At 42.7% G+C, this 25,403-nt stretch carries 25 protein-coding genes; 9 read left to right on the plus strand and 16 right to left on the minus strand.

All coding sequences use genetic code 11. From position 1 onward, the window contains the following. Window positions 1–368: 368 nt before the first annotated feature. Window positions 369–719, plus strand: a complete 351-nt coding sequence (locus WA352_RS01940) for an arsenate reductase (protein ID WP_032859429.1) — start codon at window positions 369–371, stop codon at window positions 717–719. A gap of 65 nt (window positions 720–784) precedes the next feature. Here the strand turns inward: WA352_RS01940 and WA352_RS01945 are convergent, their stop codons facing one another. Beyond that, the gene (locus WA352_RS01945) at window positions 785–1,222 is read right to left on the minus strand and encodes a DUF2147 domain-containing protein (RefSeq protein WP_004803572.1); all 438 of its coding nucleotides are present in this window, start codon (window positions 1,220–1,222) and stop codon (window positions 785–787) included. A gap of 204 nt (window positions 1,223–1,426) precedes the next feature. On the opposite strand from WA352_RS01945, the gene WA352_RS01950 reads away from it, so the two are divergent. Together WA352_RS01950 and WA352_RS01955 are read left to right on the plus strand one after the other, a co-directional pair. Further along, window positions 1,427–2,338, plus strand: a complete 912-nt coding sequence (locus tag WA352_RS01950) for an alpha/beta hydrolase (protein WP_005317333.1) — start codon at window positions 1,427–1,429, stop codon at window positions 2,336–2,338. 272 nt (window positions 2,339–2,610) lie between these two features. Beyond that, window positions 2,611–3,798, plus strand: a complete 1,188-nt coding sequence (locus WA352_RS01955) for a GGDEF domain-containing protein (protein ID WP_005317330.1) — start codon at window positions 2,611–2,613, stop codon at window positions 3,796–3,798. Window positions 3,799–3,836: 38 nt separating this feature from the next. Here the strand turns inward: WA352_RS01955 and WA352_RS01960 are convergent, their stop codons facing one another. From WA352_RS01960 to WA352_RS01980, 5 genes are all read right to left on the minus strand, one after another. Beyond that, entirely contained in the window at window positions 3,837–4,532 is a 696-nt protein-coding gene (locus WA352_RS01960) for a glutathione S-transferase family protein (protein WP_005317326.1), read from the minus strand. 2 nt (window positions 4,533–4,534) lie between these two features. After that, window positions 4,535–6,370 carry a protein-disulfide reductase DsbD gene (gene dsbD, locus WA352_RS01965; protein ID WP_005317315.1) on the minus strand — a complete coding sequence of 612 codons (1,836 nt, stop codon included), beginning with the start codon at window positions 6,368–6,370 and terminating at the stop codon, window positions 4,535–4,537. A gap of 83 nt (window positions 6,371–6,453) precedes the next feature. After that, window positions 6,454–7,221 (minus strand): transporter, encoded by a 768-nt coding sequence (locus tag WA352_RS01970; protein ID WP_005201616.1) that lies wholly within the window; start codon window positions 7,219–7,221, stop codon window positions 6,454–6,456. A gap of 32 nt (window positions 7,222–7,253) precedes the next feature. Then, complete coding sequence (locus tag WA352_RS01975; RefSeq protein ID WP_004803559.1) at window positions 7,254–7,799, minus strand: ankyrin repeat domain-containing protein; 546 nt, start codon at window positions 7,797–7,799, stop codon at window positions 7,254–7,256. Between the two features lie 143 nt (window positions 7,800–7,942). Continuing rightward, the gene (locus tag WA352_RS01980; protein WP_005317311.1) at window positions 7,943–8,317 is read right to left on the minus strand and encodes an HPF/RaiA family ribosome-associated protein; all 375 of its coding nucleotides are present in this window, start codon (window positions 8,315–8,317) and stop codon (window positions 7,943–7,945) included. Window positions 8,318–8,686: 369 nt separating this feature from the next. Between WA352_RS01980 and WA352_RS01985 the strand changes: the two genes are divergently transcribed. The 3 genes from WA352_RS01985 (at window position 8,687) to WA352_RS01995 (ending at window position 10,918) form a co-directional block, all read left to right on the plus strand. Beyond that, the gene (locus WA352_RS01985) at window positions 8,687–9,412 is read left to right on the plus strand and encodes an outer membrane protein OmpK (protein WP_005201617.1); all 726 of its coding nucleotides are present in this window, start codon (window positions 8,687–8,689) and stop codon (window positions 9,410–9,412) included. 135 nt (window positions 9,413–9,547) lie between these two features. Then, on the plus strand, window positions 9,548–10,099 hold the full coding sequence (locus WA352_RS01990; RefSeq protein ID WP_005317309.1) for a GNAT family N-acetyltransferase: 552 nt from the start codon (window positions 9,548–9,550) through the stop codon (window positions 10,097–10,099). 81 nt (window positions 10,100–10,180) lie between these two features. Then, window positions 10,181–10,918 (plus strand): hypothetical protein, encoded by a 738-nt coding sequence (locus WA352_RS01995; RefSeq protein WP_005317307.1) that lies wholly within the window; start codon window positions 10,181–10,183, stop codon window positions 10,916–10,918. Window positions 10,919–11,183: 265 nt separating this feature from the next. Here the strand turns inward: WA352_RS01995 and urtE are convergent, their stop codons facing one another. The 7 genes from urtE to WA352_RS02030 form a co-directional block, all read right to left on the minus strand. Continuing rightward, window positions 11,184–11,882 carry an urea ABC transporter ATP-binding subunit UrtE gene (gene urtE / locus WA352_RS02000; protein WP_004657106.1) on the minus strand — a complete coding sequence of 233 codons (699 nt, stop codon included), beginning with the start codon at window positions 11,880–11,882 and terminating at the stop codon, window positions 11,184–11,186. A 9-nt stretch (window positions 11,883–11,891) separates the two neighbouring features. Continuing rightward, complete coding sequence (gene urtD, locus WA352_RS02005) at window positions 11,892–12,719, minus strand: urea ABC transporter ATP-binding protein UrtD (protein WP_004657105.1); 828 nt, start codon at window positions 12,717–12,719, stop codon at window positions 11,892–11,894. Next, window positions 12,720–13,790: an urea ABC transporter permease subunit UrtC gene (gene urtC, locus WA352_RS02010; RefSeq protein WP_004803546.1), complete on the minus strand. Its 1,071-nt coding sequence runs from the start codon at window positions 13,788–13,790 to the stop codon at window positions 12,720–12,722. 4 nt (window positions 13,791–13,794) lie between these two features. Next, a complete protein-coding gene (gene urtB / locus WA352_RS02015) occupies window positions 13,795–15,417 on the minus strand; it encodes an urea ABC transporter permease subunit UrtB (RefSeq protein ID WP_005317303.1) in 1,623 nt (540 codons plus the stop codon). Between the two features lie 88 nt (window positions 15,418–15,505). Further along, window positions 15,506–16,786: an urea ABC transporter substrate-binding protein gene (urtA, locus tag WA352_RS02020; RefSeq protein ID WP_005317301.1), complete on the minus strand. Its 1,281-nt coding sequence runs from the start codon at window positions 16,784–16,786 to the stop codon at window positions 15,506–15,508. 261 nt (window positions 16,787–17,047) lie between these two features. Then, window positions 17,048–18,931 carry a DNA topoisomerase IV subunit B gene (gene parE, locus WA352_RS02025; protein ID WP_004803540.1) on the minus strand — a complete coding sequence of 628 codons (1,884 nt, stop codon included), beginning with the start codon at window positions 18,929–18,931 and terminating at the stop codon, window positions 17,048–17,050. A 14-nt stretch (window positions 18,932–18,945) separates the two neighbouring features. Then, the gene (locus WA352_RS02030; protein ID WP_005317294.1) at window positions 18,946–19,536 is read right to left on the minus strand and encodes a YqiA/YcfP family alpha/beta fold hydrolase; all 591 of its coding nucleotides are present in this window, start codon (window positions 19,534–19,536) and stop codon (window positions 18,946–18,948) included. A gap of 262 nt (window positions 19,537–19,798) precedes the next feature. On the opposite strand from WA352_RS02030, the gene WA352_RS02035 reads away from it, so the two are divergent. Then, on the plus strand, window positions 19,799–21,145 hold the full coding sequence (locus tag WA352_RS02035; RefSeq protein ID WP_004803536.1) for a PGAP1-like alpha/beta domain-containing protein: 1,347 nt from the start codon (window positions 19,799–19,801) through the stop codon (window positions 21,143–21,145). Between the two features lie 80 nt (window positions 21,146–21,225). Here the strand turns inward: WA352_RS02035 and WA352_RS02040 are convergent, their stop codons facing one another. The 3 genes from WA352_RS02040 to gshA all read right to left on the minus strand — a co-directional run bounded on the left by WA352_RS02040 (window position 21,226) and on the right by gshA (window position 24,029). Next, on the minus strand, window positions 21,226–21,774 hold the full coding sequence (locus WA352_RS02040) for a hypothetical protein (protein ID WP_005317291.1): 549 nt from the start codon (window positions 21,772–21,774) through the stop codon (window positions 21,226–21,228). 155 nt (window positions 21,775–21,929) lie between these two features. After that, a complete protein-coding gene (locus tag WA352_RS02045) occupies window positions 21,930–22,436 on the minus strand; it encodes a disulfide bond formation protein B (RefSeq protein WP_005317288.1) in 507 nt (168 codons plus the stop codon). An 18-nt stretch (window positions 22,437–22,454) separates the two neighbouring features. Further along, window positions 22,455–24,029 carry a glutamate--cysteine ligase gene (gshA, locus tag WA352_RS02050; RefSeq protein WP_005317285.1) on the minus strand — a complete coding sequence of 525 codons (1,575 nt, stop codon included), beginning with the start codon at window positions 24,027–24,029 and terminating at the stop codon, window positions 22,455–22,457. Between the two features lie 227 nt (window positions 24,030–24,256). Here gshA and WA352_RS02055 point away from each other — a divergent pair, with 227 nt between their 5' ends. Beyond that, window positions 24,257–24,796 (plus strand): DUF924 family protein, encoded by a 540-nt coding sequence (locus WA352_RS02055; RefSeq protein WP_005317283.1) that lies wholly within the window; start codon window positions 24,257–24,259, stop codon window positions 24,794–24,796. A 36-nt stretch (window positions 24,797–24,832) separates the two neighbouring features. Further along, window positions 24,833–25,390 carry a CC0125/CC1285 family lipoprotein gene (locus WA352_RS02060; RefSeq protein ID WP_005317281.1) on the plus strand — a complete coding sequence of 186 codons (558 nt, stop codon included), beginning with the start codon at window positions 24,833–24,835 and terminating at the stop codon, window positions 25,388–25,390. The last annotated feature ends 13 nt before the right edge of the window (window positions 25,391–25,403 follow it).

The raw sequence follows: 25,403 nt of genomic DNA on the forward strand, positions 1-25,403 counted from the left end.
ATCTAGAACGGCATTATAGCTTCACGGCACAGGGAAGCGGTCAGGATGACCAAAAAGGGATAGGACGCCGTAGGAAGATAAAATAAACTTAGATTAAGTTTATTTGCATGGATGAGACATTGGACGTTGAAATGAGACCCGCATAATCAGGAAGATTATATGCGGGTTTTCTCTTTTCTAAATCTTAGATTTTCTCGCTTGAATTTGTCTTTAGCAGTTACGCTCAATTCACATGATCATTTTTCGTCATTTCATTGTTGTTGCATACACCCTAACGATCAACTTAATAAAAAATTTCAACTGGTACACCACCCTTCTTTTGCGTTAGGCTTTGGTTCATCTCTTTTATTCTTTTTATGGTTTTCGCTATGTTTAAAATTTACGGCATTAAAAATTGTAATTCGATGAAAAAAGCCTTTGATGCATTACAAGCCAACGGCATCAATTACGAATTTCATGATTATAAAAAACAAGGCATTGATGCAGATACTTTAGCGATCTGGTTAAAAGAGATTGGTGCGGACAAAGTACTGAATAAAAAAGGCACCACATGGCGCAAACTCACTGCAGATGAGCAAACACACGCGACCAGCAATGAACAGAACCTGATTGAAGCCCTAATTGCGCAACCTAGCCTGATTAAGCGTCCTGTACTGCAAACTCCACAAGGTTTTGTGATTGGCTTTGATGAAGCCACCTATCAAGCTCTATCCGCTTAAATTTTATCAATCAGCAGCAATAAAAACCGAGTCTCACGACTCGGTTTTTATTATTTAAATCTGGCTTAGTTGGTACGAATCCAAGTTTGGTTACGACCTAAAGCAGCGACACCAATATAGCCACGTAATTTCAGCTTTTTACCACCTTCGATGATTTCAGCTTTCAATTTATAGGTTTTACCATTTTTAGGATCGATAATTGAACCACCATCGTAGTTCACACCACCGACATTTTTCAGGCCATTTACGATAGTCACGCCTTTCAGTGGTTTGTTATGGTAAGTTCCTTCACATTTAGAACAAGCATTTTCCTGACCTGCTACTAAATATTTTTGAATCGACGCCGTTAACGTTCCATCCTTTTGCTCCGTGAACTTCACGATCGCCTTTGGCTGTTTTGTTTCATCATCAATTGTCTGCCAAACAGTGCCATTCAGCGCATCCGCTGCATTGGCAAAAGTTGTCAAACCGAGCAATCCAAATGCTAAAGCAATTTTCTTCATTTTTGTAATATCCTTAAGGGGTCTTTCAAACTGAAAGTATTGAGAACTTCAATCAATATTGCAATTCTTGATTATGACTATTTGGTATAACCTGAGTAAGGGTGTCATAGTGCACATTTTTTCAGATTTTATCGTCGTGCTTAGACATAGCTTATTTTCAAGAACTTTCTTATTGCTATACTGATCTAACAATATGGAAAAATTATGAAATTTGCTACTGTTTGGAAATATTATTTTACTGAATCCTTACTTAAAGCGACGATTCGGACACCTAGTCAATTTAACTTGGCCCCAAATGCATTACGTCCGTTGCTCGATCAACTGTGTCGTCTATTTCCACAAGATTCAACAGTACAAGTCCGCCCAATCCGTCTAGCGGGTGTACGTGGTGAAGAAATCAAAGCCCAAGCCGCGGCTACACAACTTATTTTCCATATTCACGGTGGTGCTTTTTTCCTCGGTAGTTTAAATACTCATCGTGCTTTGATGACAGATATTGCTGCACGTACTCAAATGCAAGTGATTCATGTCGATTATCCACTTGCACCTGAACATCCATATCCTGAAGCGATTGATGCGATTTTCGATGTCTATCAAGCGCTGCTGGTACAAGGCATTAAACCGAAAGATATTATTATCTCAGGTGATTCTTGCGGTGCTAACCTTGCCTTGGCGCTGTGTTTACGTCTCAAACAGCAACCTGAACTGATGCCAAGCGGCTTGATTCTGATGTCGCCTTATCTTGATCTCACCTTGACCAGTGAATCGCTACGCTTTAACCAGAAACATGATGCCTTGTTGTCGATTGAGGCCTTACAGGCAGGCATCAATCATTATCTTACCGATAATATTCAAACCGATGATCCACGTGTTTCACCGTTGTTTGATGATTTAAAAGGGCTACCACCCACCTTGGTACAAGTCGGCTCTAAAGAAATTCTATTGGATGATTCAAAACGCTTTAGAGAAAAAGCGGAAAAAGCCGATGTCAAAGTTCAGTTCAAGCTGTATACCGGCATGTGGCATAATTTCCAGATGTTTAATGCTTGGTTCCCTGAAGCAAAGCAAGCTTTGGCAGATATCGCAGAGTTTGCACATGCACTCGATCGTGACTGAACCACATAAAATCGTGTAAAAAATGGTCAGCTATGTCTGACCATTGTCATTCTTAATTCCCTTTGGTCATCATAAAATAAAATTGATTGGATATTCTGATAAGAGCTGATTTATCAAAGAATTTTTCCCGTCCTGATTTGCATTAAAAAGCCCAGAGCTAGACTTTTTTCTCATTCTAAAGATGTTATTGTTATTTCAATAATCGTTCTTCGGTATTTTGACGACAGATCTACAGTTGCTAGGAATCTCATTGCATAAAAGGATGCATGCCAATGGTGAAGATTCGTTTTAATCGGTCAACTGACACAAAAGGATGGGGCTTTAAGCTTTCTTGGGAACATCATATTGTAGTCAATTGGACCATACTCAAAAAAAGTATTTTATTACTGATACTTGCTGCATTTATGAGCCTATTTTGGATCAGTTGGGATATTTTTGTCCTGATACATCCACAGTATTCTGAATGGGTTAATCTTGGGATCGTGCGCTCGCACTTAATGACCAGCCTGATTACGCTGACCGTGATGTTGCTGCTTATTATTCCTTGCCATGTATTTAAGGATCGAACTTGGGCACAGAATGTTTTACCTATCCTCAGTGTGCAGATTTTTACTGCAATGCTATGCCATAAAGGCTATTTAGCAGGCAGTTTTAGCCCAGCGACTATGGTGGGTTATGTCAGTGTAGTAGGTGTGGGTTTAGTGCTGTTTGACCGCAGGATGGTGTATTGCGCTTTGATTCCAGCAACACTTGCCTTATTGCTATGCAACTACCTGAGCATGATTGGGATGCTGACTTATGCGCCTCTGTTTAATATGCAGCGCCTAAATGAAGTACCGATGCATCCATTCTGGGTCGGCAGTATGGTATTTTTCTTATTGCCGATTTTATTGGCGTGTTTATTCTTATTTGAAATTTTACTGACGCAATGGCGAACGCGGGAAATGACCATTCAGATTCTCAGCCGTCTCGACCCTCTGACCAATGTACTCAATCGACGTAGTATCAGTAGTTATTTAAATAAGTTGCATCAACACCCCCACCCACTCTATTCGATTATTCTGCTTGATCTCGATCATTTTAAAACGATTAATGATCAATATGGGCATAGCATGGGCGATCAAGTGCTGATCCAAGTCGCACGATGCTTGGCAAGTAATCTACGTGATCAGGATATCATTGGTCGTTTTGGTGGCGAGGAGTTTATTTTATTGCTGCCCAACACGCCGACGATGCAAGCACAGAACGTAGCTGAACGCTGTCGTCATGCAGTATCACAACTGCGCTTTATTACAGAATATAAGCAGGAATTTAGCGTGAGTGCCAGCTTTGGGATTAGTAGTTCGCTCAGTGCCGATGAGCCACATTTGATCATCAGTCAGGCCGATCAAGCCCTGTATGCAGTCAAAGCTGCGGGGCGTAATCAAGTGAAAATATTTACTGATCTTGCAACAAGCTAGAACAATGAAGGCACAATATGCCTTCATTGCAATGTTGATTAGCCTTTCAAAAATTCTTCTCGATGTTGACGATAAGGTTCATCAAAAGGCACAAACATCTGCTCTTGTTTGGCTTCGTCAATCCATTGCTGTACCGATGGTAAAGACAAGATTTTTTGCACATAGGCTTGGCTGGATGCGGAGAGTGGCAATTGATAGCATTCAAAACGCATCACCACCGGTGCATAGAATGCATCGGCAATACTAAACTCGCCACATAAAAAACCGTCTTCGCTCGGACGTTCAGACCAGATCTGATCAATTCGAGCCACATCGGCACGTAACTGCGCATGTTCGGCCCAGAGTTGTTTACCAATATGACCTAGATCCGCTTCCACATTCATGGGGCAAAGATTACGTAAGCTTTGAAAGCTGCTATGCATCTCTGCACTAATACAACGTGCTCGAGCACGCCATGTCTTCTCCTGTGGCCACAAATCAAGCTCAGGATGCTGTTCCGCAATATATTCACAAATCGCCAAGCTATCCCAGACTACCAGTTCGCCATTCACAAGCGCGGGGACTTTACCCGTTGGGTTGAGCTTTAGAATCTCTGTTTTAAATTCACTTTCAGGTTCAAAACTATCAAACCGAATCACATGCTCCTGAAAGGAAATCCCCGCTTGTGTAAGTAAAATCCATGGGCGCATCGACCACGTGGAGTAATTTTTATTGCCGATAAAGAGTTGATACATTGTTATTGTTTCCCTTTAAATAAAGCCAATTGCTGTAATAGCTCAGCTTTTTGGAATGCACCCGTTAAGCGTAGCGAGCGAATTTCTTGTTGTTGCTGATCTAAGAATAAGTAGGTCGGTGGCCCTAAAATATCCCACTGTGCTAACAATGCTTGGTGTGACGCATCATAGTGGCTTAAATCCATTTTAATCAGATAATAACCAGACAAGGCCTGTTGCACCTCTGCATCTTTTAGAATGCGATGCTCAATCGGCTGACAAGCCACACACCAATCCGCATAGACATCAATCACAATGCCACGGTCTTTGGGCGCATTGGCTAAGATCTGCTGAAATTCATCTGCTGTTTTTGCCACATGCCATTCGGCCAGCTTATCTGCCTGAACTGAACTGAGACTTTGAAAATGCTGATATTGATTAAAGGCCAATGCTGGAATCGCTAAAATCAGTAAGATCGCATAGAGCCATTGCAGCTTACTTTTCTGTGCAAACAGACGATATGCTGCATAAATAATAAAGGCCAAACCAAGAATTAAACTGAGAATTTGAATCGCGAGTTCTGGCAATAAAGGACGGATAAAGTAAATGCTCAAGGCCAGCATTAAAAAGGCAAAAATCACCTTGATTTGGTTCATCCAGTCGCCTGCTTTGGGTAAAGCTTTTGCCCCCAGAACGCTGGCCAATAGCAATGGAATACCCATGCCAAAACCGAGTGTAAACAGCAACAACCCACCTTGCCATTGACTCTGTGTTTGCGAGATAAACAGTAATACCCCTGCCAGAGGTGCGGTCATACAAGGCCCAACCAACAATGCAGAGATCATACCCATGACACTGGCACCAACCAAAGTACCGCCTTTTTGATTGGACTGCAGTTGATCCAGTCGATTGACCCAGTTCTGTGGTAGTTTCAACTCGAACAAGCCAAATAGATTGAGGGCAAACACCACGAACAATAAGCTAAATGCGATCAATGTTGCGGGTTGTTGTAACCAGCGTTGGAAATTCAGCCCTGCTGCAGAAGCAATCAAACCTAATACCGCATAGACCAAAGCCATACTCACGACAAAAGTCAGTGCAATTGACCAAGCTTTGACGCCTTTATTGTCACGTACAATTAATGAAGTCAGAATCGGTAACATTGGTAAGGAACACGGTGTAAACGCCAGTAAAATTCCTAGGCCCAAGAATAATAAGATGCTATAAGCCAGCGAATGCTGTTCGAGTGCACTTGACCACTTTTGGTCTTGTGCCATCACATTTGAATTTTTTGCCGTTGGCTCGGCTTGCACTTCATCATTTGTTGCCGTTTGGGTATTTAAGGCATTGGATGCACGCGCCACATCTAAAAAGCTTTTTTGTGAGTTTGCACTGACATTCTGAGCACTGACTAGACCATCGGCATCGGTCTGAAATTCAATATTCTGTGGAGGATAACAAATCCGGTCTTTGGCGCAGCCCTGCCAAGTCACACGATAATGCTGAGAAGCTTGGGTTGGAATACTAAATTCAGCTTGCTGATAATAAACTTGGCTGTGACCATAATTCTCATCATACTGCTCTACCGCTTTCGGTAAAGTCAATGCGACGGGCTGATTGCCCTGCTGTACTTCAAACTTATGCTGATAGAGATAATAATTTGGCTGGATCGACCAATGCAAACGTGCTTGATTCTGTGCAGTCGACTCAACCGTAAATGCAAAAGCCTGTTCGGGGCTAAGTAATGGCGCCGATGAATTCTCTTGGGCGTAAGTCAAAGACCCACATAACAACAATAAAGTCCCAAGAAAGTAACGCATCAGCGGGAAAGATTTCCCAGCCTGAACAGACATTTGCATGATTATCTCACTATCAATCTCCTGAACCTCCCTCCCACTTATGCAGAAGTGAATTTAAGAGAATTCAGGAGTATTCATTATTGTTAGAATAAAACCGATACGCCGAAGCCACCGTTATAACCTTTTTGATCGCCATTCAGGTCTACACCAATGCTGGCATCCAATTGCGTGCGATTATTCAAAGCATAAATCAGACCTGTACCGAGACCATATTCATAGTCTTGGCTCTCGGCTTTACGATAAACAAACTCTGAATAACCCGATAATTTACCTGCAATTTTATAGTCAATGGTTGGAATTGCAGTCACGGCCCAATTACTGTTCTGCGCTTCATAACGCATCGTGATCGAAGTTCCAATCAAGTCACTAAATTCGTAAGCAACTGCTGAAGTAAGACTATAGATATCATCATGGTTGGTGAATTCATCATTCCCCGTTGCAATGATCGCTTCAGCCAACAATGCCATGGATAAACGATCATCTTTTAGATCAATGGCTTTTTTCAAACCAATGCTGACATCGCCCAGACCATTGGTCTCTTTTTTCGTACCTGCACGTTTGTATTGCTGCCACACTGGACCTTGCCAACCCAATTGCAGTTCCAAACCATCGGCCAAACCGGTACGCAATAACATGTCACCGTTAAGGGTTAAGGTTTTGTCTTTGACACCATCTACCTTACCTTCTTGGTAGTTGATACTCGGTAAACCTTGTTCCCATGCCAACTGTCCCACAGGGGTAATACCAGTCCCTATCCCCGTACCAGGGCGGTCAAAAGAAAAGTCAGCCGCAAAAACGGTACTTGTCAGCATAGATGCAGCAATTAAGCTCAATGTTTGCAATGTTTTCATTCTATTCCTCGTTCTATTTCTAATAGCTTGGCTTATGCGCTGAGCTCTTTTGACATTTTTGCACCATGTTCACGTAGCAATTCCAGTGTTGCACGCTCTTCTGGTAATGACTCCGACCAATCAATTTCATCAAATTCACAATCAAAGAACAATTGGCTGATTGATGATAAAACCGTTAAACCTTCTTCATCACGGGTATTTGGATCTACTTTTTCAACCAATAACCGTTCTACCACAGGCACGCAAGCAGAACTTGCCGCATCCCACAATGGACCATAAAACTCTTCTGAATCCCATAAATGCAGATTGGCTTTGGCTTGAATCAATACATCTAAAATATCTAAATAAACTTTAAGTTGTTGTTGCTTTTCTTCATCAGTGAAAGGCTTCCCTGCTTCATAAGCTTCACAAATTCGTTCCCACCATACGAACAAACCATCGCAAATCACAGAGACAGGCGGACCTTGTTCAGGGTCAATAAAATTCGGGTCGAGTCCTTCAGCAAGTAAAGATTGCACTTGGTCCAAATCGAGTTGTTGTATGGCTTGCACCAAGGCCTGCTGTTGCTTATTTAACATGACCAATTCTCACAATATTTTTTAATATGTCTATTATGCCGAATATCCTGACAGGATTTTATAAAACCATCTAAAAAATCATGTATAAATTTGATACACGCATAAAAAAAGCCCCGAACAGGGCTTTTTTTATGCGTCGATTTTTATGCTTCATCATCCACTTTTACGTCATCATCGACATCAACAAATTCGGGTAAACCGCCACGATGGTGCTCTTTTTTCTCATAAAGATGCTCCAGACTACGTTTCAATTTATCAATCGCACCATGAATCGAGTTATCAATATTTGCTGCTTTATGTGTCACTGCGACAGGTTTCATTCCTGCTGGGCGAGCTTCAATCATACATCGTTTGTCATGATCGCCCGTTTTGTCCCCATTCTCATCACTAATATGAACCGAAAAATGTGTAATACGCTCGCTATAACGTTGGAATTCTTGTGTAAGTTCTGCACGAACATAACTGTTTAAGCGTTCACTACCTTGAATGTTTTTATCTGTACGGATTTCAATATTCATAAATATCTTCCTCTCTTTTCTGTGAGACGGTGCTACAAAACTTTTTTCTTTGCACACTTTGAGCATGCAGTCATTCAGTGCAGTTGTATATTCTGATTGTGTAAATGCGTGTTGTCTCCTCGCTTTGCATCTGTTGTTTTTCAGTATGTAAGAAGATCTTCTATAGTTCCAATATCTGACTTTCCTCCAAAATATGCAAGCTGATTTTTGACATTTTGATGAAATCTTCAACAAAAAGATGACCAACTTTAGCATCCGCTTAGACGGCTTCTGGCATATACAATTCTTTTGTTCATTTGGTCAAATTTGGCTTTATTTTTGCTTAATACCTTGTATCCTTTACACGCCTTTTGGGGGGAGATTTTTTAAATGCAATTGAAGCAACTTGCAGCAACATGTTTATTGGTATCTACAGCAGCTTTCACTCAAGCGAAGCCGATTTGGCAAGATTTCAGCTTGACCGGTTTGTATGGCGAGAACTACGAAGTTGTTGATGAAAAGCAAACAACCATCACCGTTGAATATGCGGCAAAAGTAAAATATGCCGATGTATTCTTCTTTATGGACCGTATGCGTGGCAGCGATGACCATAAAAGCACTTATTTCGAGCTTTCTCCACGTTTAAGCTTGGGTGAAATTTCAGGTCAAAAACTTGCGTTTGGTCCAATCAAAGATGTGCTGATCTCAACTACTTGGGAAAGCAACAATGATGACTTCGCTAGTTTTGACAACTTCTTGTATGGTGTAGGTTTCGATCTTGCGATTCCATATTTCCAATATGCGAATGTAAACTTCTACCGTGCCAACAACGAAAATACTGCTGATGACTATCAAATGACCATTGCTTATGCTTTGCCATTTAAAGTATCAAACGAAGATTTCTTGGTGGACGGTTTCCTTGACTGGTCAACAGGCGAAAAAGATCACGCCAGTGAACTCAACTGGACCACACAATACAAGTGGAACTTGGGTAAACACATTTCACCAGACACTCGCCTCTATTTAGGTGTTGAGCATTCTGTTTGGAATAACAAATTTGGTATGAAAAACCGTGACGAAAACAACGTCAGCGCTTTGATCAAATACCACTTCTAATTGGATTAGAATGTTAAAAAACAGCAAGGATTTCCTTGCTGTTTTTGTTGGTATCACCGAATATAAATGCCTGTTGATCTGTTGTCCGATCAGCATCATATCTGTTTATTTTGTCCAATTTGATGACCTGCACATATGTCTGAACATCTTGCGCTTACTGCTTCTGCCTTAGCCGCACATTTCCACATGCGTTTTGCCACAGTCGATGACCTCGAACAAATCCTCGCGATCTATAATGCAGAGATCCTGAATGGCACAGCCAACTGGAATGATCAGGCGGTTTCCTTAGCTGATTATCAGCAACGTTTTCACGACATGCAGCAACAGCACTTCCCCATGATCGTGGTTGAAAACCTGAATAATCATCAAGTGGCAGGCTATGCCTATTACTCCGCATTTCGAACCATCAGTGGTTATCGCCAAAGTATTGAACATTCTGTTTTTGTTGATCCAAGCTACGCTCGCCAAGGTCTGGGCAAAGCGTTGATGCAACAACTGATTCATCTGGCCAAACAGCAAAACATGCATATCATGGTAGCTGCGATTGATAGTGAAAATAAGGGCTCGATTGTGCTACATGAACAGCTTGGCTTTATTCAAACAGGTTATATGCCTCAAGTGGGACAAAAGTTTGGGACATGGCGAGATTTGGTCTGGATGCAACTGCAACTCACAGAATCTCAATAAAAAGCTCACTTTTACCCTACTGTCCTACGACTGAATTGTGGCTTAGAATGAAAGCAATACTTGATTTCAAAAATAGCCAAAATGATTAAAACATCTCAACTCGGTCTGTGCCTTTCCATCGCAATCGCTTCAAGCGCGAGCTTTGCCGAAGTTTCTTTTGAACAAGAGTTGCAACAGGGCTGTGCCAAAGTAAAACAATATGCACAAGCAGGTAAAAAGTTTTACGATCAAAAGCAATATTTCAATGCCGCCAATCAATTTGAAGAACAGGCTGCTTGGGCGCATTTCTGTCAGGCCAATGCAGCTGAAAGCGGCATTCGGGTCAGTGACCGAGACATTGAAATTGCCAACAACAATGTCGGCTTGAGTTATGCCAAACTGGACAAACCACAATGGGCCAGAGTCTGGTTTCTTCGAGACAAAGACTCGAAAACCAGTCAATACAACTTAAAACAGTTGCCCAAGCCAAAACTATCTTCTGATCTACAAGGGACTTATGTCCGCGCCAACGGTTTTGGGCAATGGGATTACCTCAAGGTTAGTAAAAAGCAAAATAAATATGTGATTGCATTTGATGGTTATTACTTCGGACAACGTGGCCTGATCTATGGACCCAATATGGGACAGTTTGAAACCAGCATGCCAATCAAGTCAAAACAAGCCAGCTATCGCTATGAAGATTGCCAAATCAAACTTCAATTCGCCAATGATGCGAATCTTGGACAAAAAATTGAGGTTGAACAGCTAAATGGCGAATCTTCATGTGGCTTTGGACATAATGTCTATGCAGGCGGAACATTTTATAAGGTTGAAGGTTAACAAACCATCAAAATTCAGCCTCAAATATGATACTCGGAAATGTCATCTACAACCTGAGCAAGCTAAAGCGACTAAAGCTTTAGCGAAGCGCAAGAAAGGTTGCAATAAAGAATGCCTTTGCCCTTACGAAGCTTCAAACGCTTCTCAGGGCGAAACCAAAGTAGGGCGAACCGCAGGTTTATCCTAATATTAGATATAAAACAATAAGATTCCACAATGATCACTATTTAAGCAGGCCGTAGATGGAAAATCTCTTTCGAGTGTTTTAAATCGCCACCAACTCCCGAATTCCCTTCTCAGGCATATCCTCCCCCCGCCCTTGTGCAATCACCTGCCCACGCGCCATCACGGTATACGCATCCGCCAACTCTTCAGCAAAATCATAAAACTGCTCCACCAAAATAATCGCCATCTCACCTTGATCCGCCAGTTTACGAATCACTCGACCAATATCTTTAATAATCGAGGGCTGAATCCCTTCAGTCGGTTCATCTAAAATCAAAACACTCGGCTCTGAAGCCAACGCTCGGGCAATCGCAAGCTGTTGTTGCTGACCACCGGATAAATCTCCGCCACGGCGATGTTTCATTTCATCCAGCACAGGGAAAATTTCATACAAATGGCTTGGCACCTTACGCGTCTTAGCCCCTGAAAATTTCGCCATGCCAATTAAAATATTTTCTTCTACCGTTAAAGTCGAAAAGATATCGCGACCTTGCGGCACATAAGCCAACCCCGCACGCACCCGTTGCTCAGGAGACATCTTGGCAATGTCTTTACCATCTAACAGAATCTGTCCTGATTTAATCGGTAGTATCCCCATCAGGCATTTCAGTAAGGTGGTTTTGCCCACGCCATTACGGCCTAGCACCACACTACATTCACCCACAGGCGCATTAAAAGACACATCACGCAGAATATGACTGCCACCATAGAATTGATTAATTTGTTTCACTTCTAACATGCGCGTCTCCTAACGTCCTAAATACTTTTCGATCACATCTTCATTGGCCTGAACTTCTGCCAATGTACCTTCTGCCAAAATCGCCCCTTGCGCCAATACCGTGACTTTTTCACTGATGGTATCAATAAAACTCATGTCATGTTCGACCACCACAAGGGTGTGATTTTTTTTCAGTTCCAGACACAGTTCAGCGGTGCGCTCGGTTTCAGCATCGGTCATGCCTGCAACAGGCTCATCCAATAAAATCAACTTCGGCCGTTGCATCAGCAACATGCCGATTTCCAACCACTGTTTTTGTCCATGTGACAGCAGACCTGCTGGCTTGTGTACAAACTCCTTTAAACGAATCTGTTCCAGACTTTCATCCAAAGCCAATTGCGCTTCTGGGTCTAAACGAGAAAAGAAGCTTTTCTTCACCCGTTTATCTCGTGGTGCTGCCAACAGTAGATTTTCCATGACAGTAAAATTTTCAAACACCGTTGGTTTTTGGAATTTTCGACCGATGCCCGCTTCGGCAATTTGCTCGGTACTCATTTTGGCAAGATCATAGTTTTGCCCAAAAAATGCCGTACCTGTGGTTGGACGCGTTTTACCAGTAATCACATCCATCAAGGTGGTTTTACCCGCTCCATTCGGTCCGATGATGCAGCGTAATTCACCCTCGGCAATGTACAACGACAAATCATTGAGGGCTCGAAATGAGTCAAACCAGACACTGACTTTTTCCAGATATAAGGCAATACCATGGCTAAAATCCGCACCTTGGGGCTTGGCACGACCATAGCCCTCACCCAGTTGACCGCCATGTTGAGCTGAGTCTATTAATACATCACTCATTTAATCACGCTCCTTTTTAAAACGGTCAAATAAACCAATCACACCTTTTGGTAAGAACAAGGTCACGACAATGAACAACGCACCTAGGATCAATAACCATGCTTCTGGTGCAGCCACAGTGAAATAGGTTTTCACTGCATTGATTAAACCTGCCCCTAAAATCGGGCCAATCAAAGTGCCACGTCCACCCGCAGCCACCCACACCGCCATTTCAATCGAGTTGACTGGGTTCATTTCACTTGGGTTAATGATGCCTGCCTGCGGCACATACAATGCCCCTGCAATGCCTGCAATCACCGCAGACAATACCCATGCAGATAACTTGTACCACAACGTGCGATAGCCAAGATATTGCAGGCGATTTTCACTGTCGCGAATTGCACCCAACACACGACCATAAGGACGATTCATCAGTTGACGCAGGCCAAGGAAGCACAACATCAACATTAACGCTGTGACAAAGCATAAGGTTGCACGCATCGGTGCAGAGGTAATATCAAAACCCAAAATAGTTTTAAAACCCGTAAAACCATTATTCCCGCCAAAACCTGTTTCATTACGGAAGAACAGTAACGCTGCAGCAAAGGTCATGGCTTGAGTAATGATGGAAAAATACACGCCTTTGATTTTGGAGCGAAAGGCAAAAAAGCCAAAGATAAATGCAATCAAACCCGGTACAAGAATGACTAAAGCCAAGGCCCACGCAATATGCTCCGTGCCGATCCAGTACCAAGGTAACTCGGTCCAACTCAGGAAGCGCATAAAATCAGGCAGCCCATCACCTGCGGATTGGCGCATCAGGTACATACCAAAGGCATACCCCCCCAAAGCAAAATACAAACCATGTCCCAAACTTAGAATGCCGGCATAGCCCCAGACCAAATCCAGTGCCAAAGCCACCAAGGCCAAACACATGATCTTGCCAATCAAGGTGATCCAATAAGCAGACAGATAAAATGCCGAGTCAGGAGACAACAGGTGTAACCATGGCAACAACAACAGCACGCCGAAACAAAGCGCAATCGCCACCGCGCTATAGGGCTTGTCGGCAAATAAAGAAGTGATTTTCATTGGCTTACTCCACAAAACGGCCTTTGATGGCAAACAAACCTTGTGGACGCTTTTGGATAAACAAAATCACAAGAACCAAGAGAATAATTTTTGCGAGCACTGCGCCTAAACCAATCTCTAAAACTGTACCGCTAATCCCCAGTCCGAGTGCCGCCAATACCGCCCCCCAAACTTGACCGACACCACCCACAACAACGACAAGGAAGGCATCGATAATGTAGTTTTGTCCAAGGTCAGGTCCAACATTACCCACCTGCGCCAAGGCACAACCTGCCAAACCCGCCAAGCCTGAACCCAGACCAAAAGCCATCATGTCAATCCGTGCAGAACGGATACCAACAGCACGTGCCATTTGACGGTTTTGCGTTACCGCACGTACAAATAAACCAAAACGGGTTTTATTGAGTAGGAACAGCAACAGTAGTAGCACCGCAACAGTAAAGCCGATAATGGCGATCCGGTTATAAGGCAACATCAGGCTCGGTGTTAGCGCAATTCCGCCGCTCAACCATGCCACATTAGAAACCTCGACATTTTGCGCACCGAACACCATACGCACCAATTGCATCAGAATCAGACTCACACCAAAGGTGGCAAGTAAAGTTTCCAATTGACGGCCATACAGCGGGCGAATCACGGTGCGTTCAATCAACATGCCCATCAAGGCACTGACCAGGAATGCCGCAGGAATTGCTGCCAATAAATACCAATCGACTAATCCAGCAAAATGGGTCTTAAAAAAGCTCTGGATTACATAGGTGGTATAGGCGCCAATCATGATGAGCTCACCATGTGCCATGTTAATTACCCCTAGCAGACCATAGGTAATGGCTAAGCCAAGCGCTGCAAGCAGCAAAATGCTGGCGGTACTTAAGCCTGAAAAGACATGGCCTGACCACTCACTGATTTGTAGGCGGGTTTTAATTTGATTGTGTGCATCCAGCAACGCTGCCTTCAATGCAGGATTAGTTTGTGGTTGTTCTAAAGTTTGGTTGATTAAGGCGAATACGTCAGGACGATTTGAATCGGCCAAGACTTTCACTGCTTCAAGCTTGGTAAACTCATCAGCACTGTTAAAATCCAGACGAGCTTTGAGCTGTGCTAAACGTGCTTTGACCTGATCATTTTTTTCATTCAGATAAAGCTGCTTCGCCATCGCGACATCAAGTTCAGCCAAGTTATTTTCTAAAATATCAACTGCAGCTAAACGTTGAGAAGCATCTGTAGAATCTAGTTTGGCTTTGGCTTGACCAAAATTCAGCGCCTTGCGTAAGGTATTCACCAAAGTCACTTGGGATAAATCTGCTGGCCATTGTTCCAGCGCTTGCTGCTCAGGATAACTAAACAGCTTGTCATCATTTTTTAACAGATAGGTATTGCCTGCGCTATCGGTATATAGCTCATTTTGATCAATATAGGCCACCAGTTGATCCAGTTGTTCAATACTGGCAGGCCATTGATTGAGCATGGCACGACGCGTCGCAAAATCGGACTTCACAAAGGTCTGAATGGCATCTTGAGAAGCTGTAGACGTCACGGTTGTTGCGGATGTGGCTTCTGCCCATGCTGGACTAAAAATCATCTGTGCCATGATGCAGAGCAGTGCCAAAACATAGTGTTTCGCCATAGAACTCCCCTTATTATTACGGTTTTAAATAGATCAAAAAAAATCAGAATAGAAAAGCCTGCTGTGAATACAGCAGGCTAAAAGTCAATTATTTCGGGATATACGGGCTCCAAGGCTCTGCCTTGATGGTTTGTGCAGTTTTATAAACCACGTCGAATTGACCATCGCCGCGGATCTGTCCAATCATCACAGGTTTATGTAGATGGTGATTAGTTTCATCCATTTTTAAGGTATAGCCTGATGGCGCAGCAAAAGTCTGACCTGCCATCGCATCACGTACTTTGTCGACTTCTGTAGAGCCCGCTTTTTCAACTGCTTGCTTCCACATATTGATACCGACATAGGTTGCTTCCATCGGATCATTGGTCACTACTTTGTCAGCATTTGGAAGCTTGTATTGCACCGCATATTGTTTGAACTTATTCACAAACTCAGTGTTCTTCGGATTTTTCACCGACATGAAGTAATTCCATGCCGCTAAATGACCCACCAATGGTTTGGTATCGATCCCACGTAATTCTTCCTCACCCACCGAGAAGGCCATCACCGGAATATCGGACGCTTTGATGCCTTGGTTACCTAGCTCACGATAGAACGGTACATTGGAGTCACCATTGATGGTCGAAATCACTGCAGTCTTTTTACCCGCAGAGAACTTCTTAATATTAGAAACAATAGTTTGATAATTGCTGTGACCAAATGGTGTGTACTCTTCCATGATATCGGCATCGGCAACACCTTTCGATTTCAAGAAAGCACGAAGAATTTTATTGGTGGTCCGTGGATAGACATAATCTGTGCCGAGTAACACAAAACGTTCTGCTTTACCGCCCTCATCCCCCATCAAGTATTCAACCGCAGGAATCGCTTGTTGATTTGGTGCTGCACCCGTGTAGAAGATGTTTTTAGACTGTTCCTGACCTTCATATTGCACTGGATAGAACAATAAGCCATTTAGCTCTTCCACCACAGGTAACACTGATTTACGCGAAACGGATGTCCAACAGCCAAAAATAACAGCCACTTTATCTTGGGTAATCAACTGACGGGCTTTTTCTGCAAATAATGGCCAATCCGATGCAGGGTCAACAATCACAGGCTCTAATTTTTTACCCAGTACCCCACCATTGGCATTAATCTCATTAATGGTCATCAAGGCAGTGTCTTTCAGTGACGTTTCAGAAATCGCCATGGTGCCTGAAAGCGAATGCAGAATTCCGACTTTAATGGTATCGCCACTCGCTGCAGGTGCAGTTTTAGCTTCTGTTTTGGTCTGTTCTGTTTTTTCTGCTGGTTTTGAACAGCCTACTAGACCGATCCCCATCATGGCTGCCATGAGCACTGACATCGACATCAATTTGTTTTGCATCTTGTTTCTCCACCCATCAATAATTGTGATTTTTACTGGGTGGAGTTATTCAATTTCTGTGCCAACACAATAAGATATTGTTTTTAATTAATTTAAATAAAATTTAAGTCTTAATTCTTTCATCTTGTATACAACATTGCATACAAAAAATACGTGCTGACCTAAAATGATGCAAATTTGCTCAACTCAAAGATCAAAAACTCAGTCAAAGAAAAAAGCCAAGCATTCGCTTGGCTTTGATCTATGCATTTGATGAAGTGCTTAGACGGTAATATCCGCTAAATTACCCTTTTGTTCTAACCAATGTTTACGGTCCGCCGACCGCTTTTTCGCAAGTAATTTATCCAATAAACCTGCGGTTAAATGCGCATCATCTAAGTCCAACTGCACCAAACGACGGGTATTCGGGTCCATGGTGGTTTCACGCAATTGACTGGCGTTCATCTCGCCCAAACCTTTAAATCGGGTGATCTGAGGATTTTTGTTGCCTTTGACTTTTTTCAGGATGCTTTCAAGCTCGTCATCATCCAAGGCATAGTACACCTCTTTACCAATATCAATACGATAGAGCGGTGGCATAGCGACGAACAAATGACCTTCCTCAACCAAGGTCGGGAAATGTTTCACGAATAAAGCGCATAATAAGGTTGCGATATGCAGACCATCCGAGTCCGCATCGGCAAGGATACAGATCTTGCCATAACGTAATTCAGACAGATCATCACTGCCTGGATCGACCCCAATTGCGATGGCAATATCATGCACTTCTTGAGACGCCAACACTTCATCTGAAGAGACTTCCCAAGTATTCAGGATTTTTCCGCGAATCGGCATAATCGCTTGGAAATTCTTGTCACGTGCCTGTTTGGCACTACCGCCCGCAGAATCCCCTTCGACAATAAACAGCTCACTATCTTCACGGGTTAAACCAACACAGTCTGCCAGTTTTCCAGGCAGCGCAGGGCCTGCGACAATCTTCTTACGTTCAACTTTTTTCGCTGCTTTTAAACGACGTCCTGCTTTGGCAATCGCCATTTCCGCCAGTTGTGTCGCAATCTCGGCATGCTGGTTTAACCATAAAGCAAATGCATCTTTGGCGATGTTCAGCACAATATTAGAGGCTTCACGACTGGATAAACGTTCTTTGGTTTGGCCTGAAAATTGTGGTTCTTGGAATTTCAGCGATAGAATAAAGTTTACGCCATCCCAAACGTCTTCCGCAGAAAGCTTCATATTACGCGGCAATAAATTGCGTAATTCACAAAACTCACGTAACGCCTCAGTCACACCTGAACGCAGACCATTGACATGAGTACCGCCTTGCGCAGTCGGAATCAAGTTGACGTAGCTTTCCTGAATCTGCTCGCCACCCTCCACATTCCAGCAAATTGCAAATTCACAGGCTGCGCGGTCTGCTTGTCCACTACTGACAAAAGCGGGATCTGGCAAGATGTCTCGATCTTGCAGTTCATCCATTAAATAGTCGACCAGACCATTTTCAAACTGCCACTCGATCTTTTCATTATTGATTTTATCGTCATAAATTATTTTTAAGCCCGCAGCTAAAACCGCCTTGGCTTTTAAATTATGTTTCAGTGCTTTAAGCGCAAATTTAGGGCTATCAAAATATTTGGTTTCAGGCCAGAAACGTACTGTGGTGCCTGTCGCCCGCTTAGCGACCTTACCTTCTAAGACCGACAAAGGTGCAACTGGCTCGCCTTGTTCAAAGGCCATTTGATACAGATTACCTTGACGCTGTACTGCCACTTCAACACGGGTCGACAAGGCATTGACCACCGAAATCCCAACGCCATGCAAACCACCTGAGAACTGATAATTATCGGTACTGAATTTCCCACCCGCATGCAGCTTGGTCAAAATAATTTCGATACCGCTTTGTCCATATTCTGGATGAATATCGACTGGCATTCCGCGTCCATTATCTTCGACTGACAATGAACCGTCTTCATAGACCGTGACACAAATCTGGTTGGCGTGACCTGCAAGCGCTTCATCGACTGCATTATCAATCACCTCTTGCGCCAAATGGTTTGGACGTGAGGTATCGGTATACATGCCCGGTCGACGACGCACTGGATCTAAACCAGAAAGAACTTCAAGAGATTGTGCCGTGTATTGTGTCACTTGGTCTGACTTCCTTATTGGATGGCTGCCGATAAAAATTCGAGAACTAAAGGTAATTTTTCTTCAAAATCATCCATTGCATGATTACCATTAGCGTCGGTTAAAATCAATGAGGATGGATGAACTGCACTATAATAGCGTTGAGCTTCACGATAATCCAAAACTTCGTCGCCTTGTTGCAACAGCACCAGAATTTTATCAGCATGAACGAGCTTCGTGTCAGCAATCGATTGTAATTGCTGCAGTTGATCGGCATCAAGCGTCCATGATGCAGTGACTTTGAGCGGGATTTGCTCAACCCCAAATAAATCTTCGAATAATTGCCATGGTCGCATAGCAGGATTAATCAATACAGCAGCACAGCCATATTTTGCGACAAGATATGTCGCATAGAAACCACCGAGACTGCTTCCCACTAAAACTACTTTATCCTGTGCTAAATTTTCGATAAGCTGAGAGAGTTGTTCCAGCACTTGATTGGGTGGCTGATTTAAATCAGGTAAATGCACCTGTATCGCCTCATGCTGTGCACAATATTGTTGCAACTGCTGCCCTTTTATCGACATCGGACTGCTTCGAAAACCATGTAGATAGATAATTTGCATACGCACCAAAATAGGCAATGACTTGACATAAAGTGAAATAAATCACATTATTTTGATTAATAGTTAAACAAATAACAATATAAATTACATTTAAGCTAGATATTGTCTGACACAAAAAACGATACTGTACTCCGTTCATCAGTATTCTAAAAAAATTACGTATGAAAGACATAAGATGTAAGCGTTTGTTGTAGTTTATCTAAACAATATTCAGAAAAAACACTTCAAACCTTCGGTATATATCAAGGATGGGGAAATCAATATGCCAAGTTTAACACCTCTGCATGAAACCTATTGTAAGTGGGATCGCACGCCCCCGAGTCAGGCAGATGTTTTGGAGGGTTTGGCACAGCTGGTCAGTACCAGCCTCAGTGGTGTACATGAACTGATTCAAGTGGTACAGACTGAGGTATTAAGGACAACGCTCGGTTTAAGTGCACAAAAAGCCAAACAATTACAAAAGCACCCGCAACTGCAAAAGTTTTATCAGTTTTCATATGTGGCACTGCAGAAATATGGCAGTCATTTTCTTGCGCCAAATTTACGTCGCATTATTGAAAAATTTCCAGTCTTGCATGACAAGCCCTTAACCCCAACTCTACATTTTTTGGTGGGTGCGTTGAATGGGATTTTTGGTGATTTCTTTTTAAAGCAACACAATCCAATGGCTTTGCCAATGGTGCTTTATGATCACTATGGTTCTTTACAGCAAGGCGAGCTAACAGGCCGTGTGGTGATTCTTGCCCATGGTTTATGTATGAACCATTTAACCTGGTCTAATCATCGTTATGGCGGGATTGGTGAGCGTTTGCTCGCGCAACGTGATAACAACACCATGCTGTATTTGAATTACAACACTGGTCGCCGAATTTCCGCCAATGGTCGTAGTTTTGCCAATACCTTAGAAGATTTGGTACAGCGTAATCCACGCATCACCAGTATTGACCTGATCGGGCACAGTATGGGTGGCTTGGTTTCGCGTAGTGCCCTGTTTTATGGCAAACAGAATCTGTATCAATGGGTGCATATGGTCGAGAATTTGGTTTGTATCGGTTCGCCACATCATGGTGCAGTACTTGAACGCTTTGGTTTTGTATTGCAAGACAAACTTGGTGGATTCCCGTTTATCAACTTGCTTGGTCAGTTGGTGAATGTGCGTAGTAACGGCATACTCGATCTACGTTATGGCAGTGTCCGTGATGATGACTGGGAACATAATGATGCTCGCATCGGTTTTGCCGACGACAATCGGAAACCCGCTCCGTTACCGTCCCATATCAATACCTTCTTGATTGCAGGAACTTTAGAATTTGAGAAGTTACGTAATAAAGCACTGTCTGTGATTGGGGATTATCTGGTCAGTGTGAAAAGTGCCTTAGGTGAACATCAAAATCCGCGTTTTCAATTGAAATTACCTGACACCCATAAAGCGGTTTTCTATGGGCTGAATCATTTTGAAATTCAGTATCATTCCAGTGTGGCCGAACAAATCACACGCTGGTTATATCCAGATGCTAAAGAGAAAGTTGAAGCTGGTGTACAAACCCATATGATCAACGTACCTCAGAACTATACCTTTGATGATTTAGAAGGCATTGTTGAGACCTAAAAGATAAAAGCTCAGTTAGGTTCTAGCTGAGCTTTTATCGATCAAAATCCGTGACAAACTTCATCAGCTTAGAAATACCCTTACTGAACAAATTCACCTTGGTCATTTAATTTCAGTTTTAGATCTTTTCCATATTCTTTATATAAAACCTCATACTTCTGGTTAATAACAATATTTTGAGATGCGTCTAAGGTAATACTTTTAACCAAGCCAAACCTGTTGACCGTCGTCAGATTTATTTCTGGCGTTTCCCTTTCACTTGTTGAGGGGGACGCGATCAATAAAACACCCGCACTTGTTTCTGGGAAAACAACCGAATCGCCATAGCTTGGGTTCATAAATTTATAAACTTTGATCAAACCAACACTATCAATTAAGTTAATTGAGCCACAATTCATTCTCTGTGCAGATAAAATACAATTCAGATGTGCATTTGAGTTATAAGGAAGTGAAGTGATCAGGAAACCATCATCATTTTTTATCTTGATAGATGTTGGGATAGTGTTTTTTGTTTGGCTGTGACGATTAGACTCGCTACTCTTTTGCAAAGTATTCATGCATGAAGAAAGTAAGAGGCTCAAACTTGCCAAGCCGAAAATATATGTATATTTTTTATAAGAAAAATTCATCGTAAATTCCTTTAAAACCAATTTATCTCGTTAATAATTTTTATCTAATCACTTTCTGGATTAGTTTAATACGAACTAATCCAGTCTTAAGAAAATTAAACCCGAAACATGCATTCATATTTCGGGTTTTAAAAGGATTTAGAACAACGATTCGCTTATTTTTGTGTAACGCGATAGCTTCTAAATAATTGCCATAAGCAGATCAATAAAATCAAACTGAAATAAACCAGAGACCAAACGGGTAGCGATTGACCGAGAAAAGTCCAATCTATCGCGGCGCATTCACCTGAACCCGAAAGTACTTCTTGCAGTACGGTTTTCATCGGTAAAGCATCTACCAGATAGTTTAAGCCAGGTCCACAACTCGGCACTTTATCGGGCGGTAGGCTTTGCAACCAAACATGACGAGCCGCAACACCAACCGACCAACCAATGGATAAAGTCGCCAAGAAGGCATAAAAACGTTTAAATCCGTTTGAAACTGGATTATGGATAAATGCCACAAGTGCAATTAAACCCATCCCAATTAAGCCAAGGCGTTGGAAAATACAGAGTGGACAAGGATCCAAGCCCTGCACATGCTCTAAATACAACGCAAATGAGATACCAATAATGCTGGTCAGTACCAGTACTGCACTGACTAAGCGGTAATTCCATCGCATGGGAAGTCCTCTAAAATTTTAACGGTATTGTGCAAGATATTGTTCAAAACTCATGTCGTTATCTTGTTCAAGTTGCGCCTGTTTTTGCAACGAAGTTTGCGCCAATTGTTCAAAATAGTGTTTGCGTTCTTCACTGAGTGGATGCTGGTCATAATGATCAACATGTTGCTGCGCCATGACACTACCAAAGTTCCATGTGCCACCATGTTGCAAGGTATCTGCAATGACGTGCGCCGAAGGTGTGTTTTCAACATGGTCTAGGCGTTGTTGCATCACTTGAATGGCATCTTGATATAGCTGGGTACCATCCATTTGGTCTAGAACCTTGGCACAGGCTTGAATTGCATTTAAATGAGTTTGTGCCCAGTCTTTTAAAGCAATCGACTGGTCTCCCGCTTCAATCTTGGCATCTGCTGCACGACCACGATTCACCACTTCAGTTTGGTTACGATCAATCTGTTCTTGTTCTTCAGCAAAGAGATCTGGACTGTCTTTGAGTAAGCAGTACAAGGCTAAACTTTCAAGGAAGCCTGCCGAAATCTCATCAATCCCAATCGCGCTATACGGATTCACATCCACTGCACGCAATTCGACATAGCCGACGCCACGATTTTTTAAGGCTTGTGAAGGCGTTTCACCCGCTTGTGGCACCTGTTTAGGACGCACCAGACTGTAGTATTCATTTTCAATCTGTAGCACATGATCATTGATCTGAATCGGCTCGCCCTGTTCATCATTTAAACCGAGCTGAGTAAATTCTGGATAGGGGGTATGCACGGCTTTTTGTAAGCCATCCAAGTAATCGTGCAGGTCGTTATAATGAATACCAAGTTCTTTTTGTGCTGAGTTTTGATAGCCCAAACGCCCCATCCGCAATGCTGTTGCTTCAGGTAAATAGAGCGTGCCTTTGACTAAAGGCTGTAAATGATGCTGGCGACCGGTCAGGAAGCAACGACAGACCGATGGACTTGCGCCTAGCATATACATCACTAAAGGAATCAGGCGAATAAAATTACGGATCAAGCCAAAATAACGGTGACTACGATAATCTTGTAGGCTGAGTTGTTTTAATTCTGGACTGCTTTCATGCTGCTGCAAAACAGCAAACAGTTGTTCTGGAAAGGATAAATTATAATGTACCCCAGAAATGGTCTGCATACGGCGGCCATAACGTACCCCTAAACCACGACGGTATAAGGTTTTAAAGCGGCCAATATTGGAACTGCCATATTGTGCCAGTTTAATATTTTCTTCATTATCATCCAGCATACACGGCATCGACAAAGGCCAGAGTTTCTCACCCTCTTCAAGCTGCTGATGTACAACACTATGGATATCACTCAACTCATTTAAAGCGGCAGCAATGGTCGTTTGTGGCGTGGTAATAAACTCCATCAACGCTTCTGAATAATCAGTGGTGATATGCGGATGTGTGAGAGCCGAACCTAAAGCGATTGGGTGATTTTGTTGTGATAAAAATCCATTGCTTTGCATGCGTAGGCTTTCACGCTCAATCCCACGTAACATCCCCTTTAATAGCGAGGCATCTACCCAAGTTGGTATCACAGAGGAAGTAAGGCTGGGTTGATTCATATTCTATGCTCGCTTATTCAAGATCAGCCGACCACATGCATGGTAGCGACATCGTCGATTCTACAGACATGCTGTGCATGCCAATCCCTTCGACTCAGCCAATTATAACGACAATTACAATCTAGTCATCTGATTTAGTTTGGCAATTTTTATCACAATCTTGTTACATAAGACACGCAAAAATTGTGATTTTATTGAAAAATAAATCTTCCAATGGATACTCGACCATGCAAGCGCAAGACATTCTTAATTTTTGGTTTGACCCTGATCATCGTGCACTTTGGTTTGCCAAAAGTGATGATTTTGATGCAAAAATTCGTGCGTCCTTTGCAGAGATTCATCAACAAGCTGCTCAGGCAGAGCTGTGGTCATGGCGCCAAACACCTGAAGGACGTTTGGCTGAAATTATTATCCTCGATCAGTTCTCACGAAATTTATATCGAGATCAGGCACAGGCCTTTGCCTACGACAGCTTGGCTTTAACCCTGTCACAAGAAGCGATTAGCTTGCAGCTGGATGCACAACTCAGTCCCGAGCAACGTTCCTTTCTTTATATGCCATTTATGCATAGCGAATCCAAACTCATACATGAATTTGCCCTAAAATTGTTTCAACGCTTAGGCAATGAAATTAATTTAAACTTTGAGAAAAAGCATAAAGTGATCATTGATCGTTTTGGGCGTTATCCACATCGCAATGCAATCTTGGGTCGCAGCTCAAGCGCTGAAGAACTGGAATTTTTAACTCAACCGAATAGTAGTTTTTAAGTCGACCTCCCTCGACACTGAATAAAGGAATGGCATATGAAAGCTTTATTAATATGCACCCCGCTCCTTGTCGCACTGACATTTGCAGGATGTGCAACGGTTCCCTCCAAACCCAGAACCTTTGATCAACTCGGACAATTCACCGCTTATCCGTTAAATAACAAAACTTACCGCGTTGGTTTCCAAGCGGATAATAATTTGAGTTATGGTACGGCTGAGGAAATTACCTTGCTCAAAGCAGCGCAAACCACGGTCAAAAATGGTTTCCGTTATTTTAGTGTGGTGGACGATCCAAGTAATGCCCGTCATAAAACACCTCGTCAGGCGGTAATTTATCCGACACCATCTTATTATCCTTATGGTTATTATCGTCGTCATCCTGCCTTTTGGCCTGATCCATTCTACGATACCCCACAAGTGGTCAATATTGATCCGATTCAAGTGTCGTATACTATCGAGTGCTTTAAGACACAACAGCAATCACCAGATGCCTTTGATGCACAACTGATTTTGCAATCCCTAGGGCCTAAATATGGCTTGAGTCCATCAGGAGATGTGTTGCAGCCGCCTGCACCACCTCAAAACAAGAAATGAAATTAAAAGGATG

The organism is Acinetobacter sp. 102 (assembly GCF_037028485.1).
Taxonomy (GTDB): domain Bacteria; phylum Pseudomonadota; class Gammaproteobacteria; order Pseudomonadales; family Moraxellaceae; genus Acinetobacter; species Acinetobacter higginsii.

Bases quoted from the DNA above. Each gene is read 5' to 3' on its own strand.
- WA352_RS01955 (WP_005317330.1), top strand. From the start codon at position 2,611: ATGGTGAAGATTCGTTTTAATCGGTCAACTGACACAAAAGGATGGGGC.
- urtD (WP_004657105.1), bottom strand. From the start codon at position 12,719: ATGAGTGATGTATTAATAGACTCAGCTCAACATGGCGGTCAACTGGGT.
- dsbD (WP_005317315.1), bottom strand. From the start codon at position 6,370: ATGCAAATGTCTGTTCAGGCTGGGAAATCTTTCCCGCTGATGCGTTAC.
- WA352_RS01960 (WP_005317326.1), bottom strand. From the start codon at position 4,532: ATGTATCAACTCTTTATCGGCAATAAAAATTACTCCACGTGGTCGATG.
- WA352_RS02040 (WP_005317291.1), bottom strand. From the start codon at position 21,774: ATGAATTTTTCTTATAAAAAATATACATATATTTTCGGCTTGGCAAGT.
- urtC (WP_004803546.1), bottom strand. From the start codon at position 13,790: ATGAAAATCACTTCTTTATTTGCCGACAAGCCCTATAGCGCGGTGGCG.
- WA352_RS02060 (WP_005317281.1), top strand. From the start codon at position 24,833: ATGAAAGCTTTATTAATATGCACCCCGCTCCTTGTCGCACTGACATTT.
- WA352_RS02035 (WP_004803536.1), top strand. From the start codon at position 19,799: ATGCCAAGTTTAACACCTCTGCATGAAACCTATTGTAAGTGGGATCGC.
- WA352_RS02045 (WP_005317288.1), bottom strand. From the start codon at position 22,436: ATGCGATGGAATTACCGCTTAGTCAGTGCAGTACTGGTACTGACCAGC.
- WA352_RS02055 (WP_005317283.1), top strand. From the start codon at position 24,257: ATGCAAGCGCAAGACATTCTTAATTTTTGGTTTGACCCTGATCATCGT.
- WA352_RS01945 (WP_004803572.1), bottom strand. From the start codon at position 1,222: ATGAAGAAAATTGCTTTAGCATTTGGATTGCTCGGTTTGACAACTTTT.
- WA352_RS02030 (WP_005317294.1), bottom strand. From the start codon at position 19,536: ATGCAAATTATCTATCTACATGGTTTTCGAAGCAGTCCGATGTCGATA.
- gshA (WP_005317285.1), bottom strand. From the start codon at position 24,029: ATGAATCAACCCAGCCTTACTTCCTCTGTGATACCAACTTGGGTAGAT.
- urtA (WP_005317301.1), bottom strand. From the start codon at position 16,786: ATGCAAAACAAATTGATGTCGATGTCAGTGCTCATGGCAGCCATGATG.
- urtE (WP_004657106.1), bottom strand. From the start codon at position 11,882: ATGTTAGAAGTGAAACAAATTAATCAATTCTATGGTGGCAGTCATATT.
- WA352_RS01980 (WP_005317311.1), bottom strand. From the start codon at position 8,317: ATGAATATTGAAATCCGTACAGATAAAAACATTCAAGGTAGTGAACGC.
- WA352_RS01970 (WP_005201616.1), bottom strand. From the start codon at position 7,221: ATGAAAACATTGCAAACATTGAGCTTAATTGCTGCATCTATGCTGACA.
- WA352_RS01975 (WP_004803559.1), bottom strand. From the start codon at position 7,799: ATGTTAAATAAGCAACAGCAGGCCTTGGTGCAAGCCATACAACAACTC.
- WA352_RS01950 (WP_005317333.1), top strand. From the start codon at position 1,427: ATGAAATTTGCTACTGTTTGGAAATATTATTTTACTGAATCCTTACTT.
- WA352_RS01985 (WP_005201617.1), top strand. From the start codon at position 8,687: ATGCAATTGAAGCAACTTGCAGCAACATGTTTATTGGTATCTACAGCA.
- WA352_RS01940 (WP_032859429.1), top strand. From the start codon at position 369: ATGTTTAAAATTTACGGCATTAAAAATTGTAATTCGATGAAAAAAGCC.
- urtB (WP_005317303.1), bottom strand. From the start codon at position 15,417: ATGGCGAAACACTATGTTTTGGCACTGCTCTGCATCATGGCACAGATG.
- WA352_RS01995 (WP_005317307.1), top strand. From the start codon at position 10,181: ATGATTAAAACATCTCAACTCGGTCTGTGCCTTTCCATCGCAATCGCT.
- WA352_RS01990 (WP_005317309.1), top strand. From the start codon at position 9,548: ATGTCTGAACATCTTGCGCTTACTGCTTCTGCCTTAGCCGCACATTTC.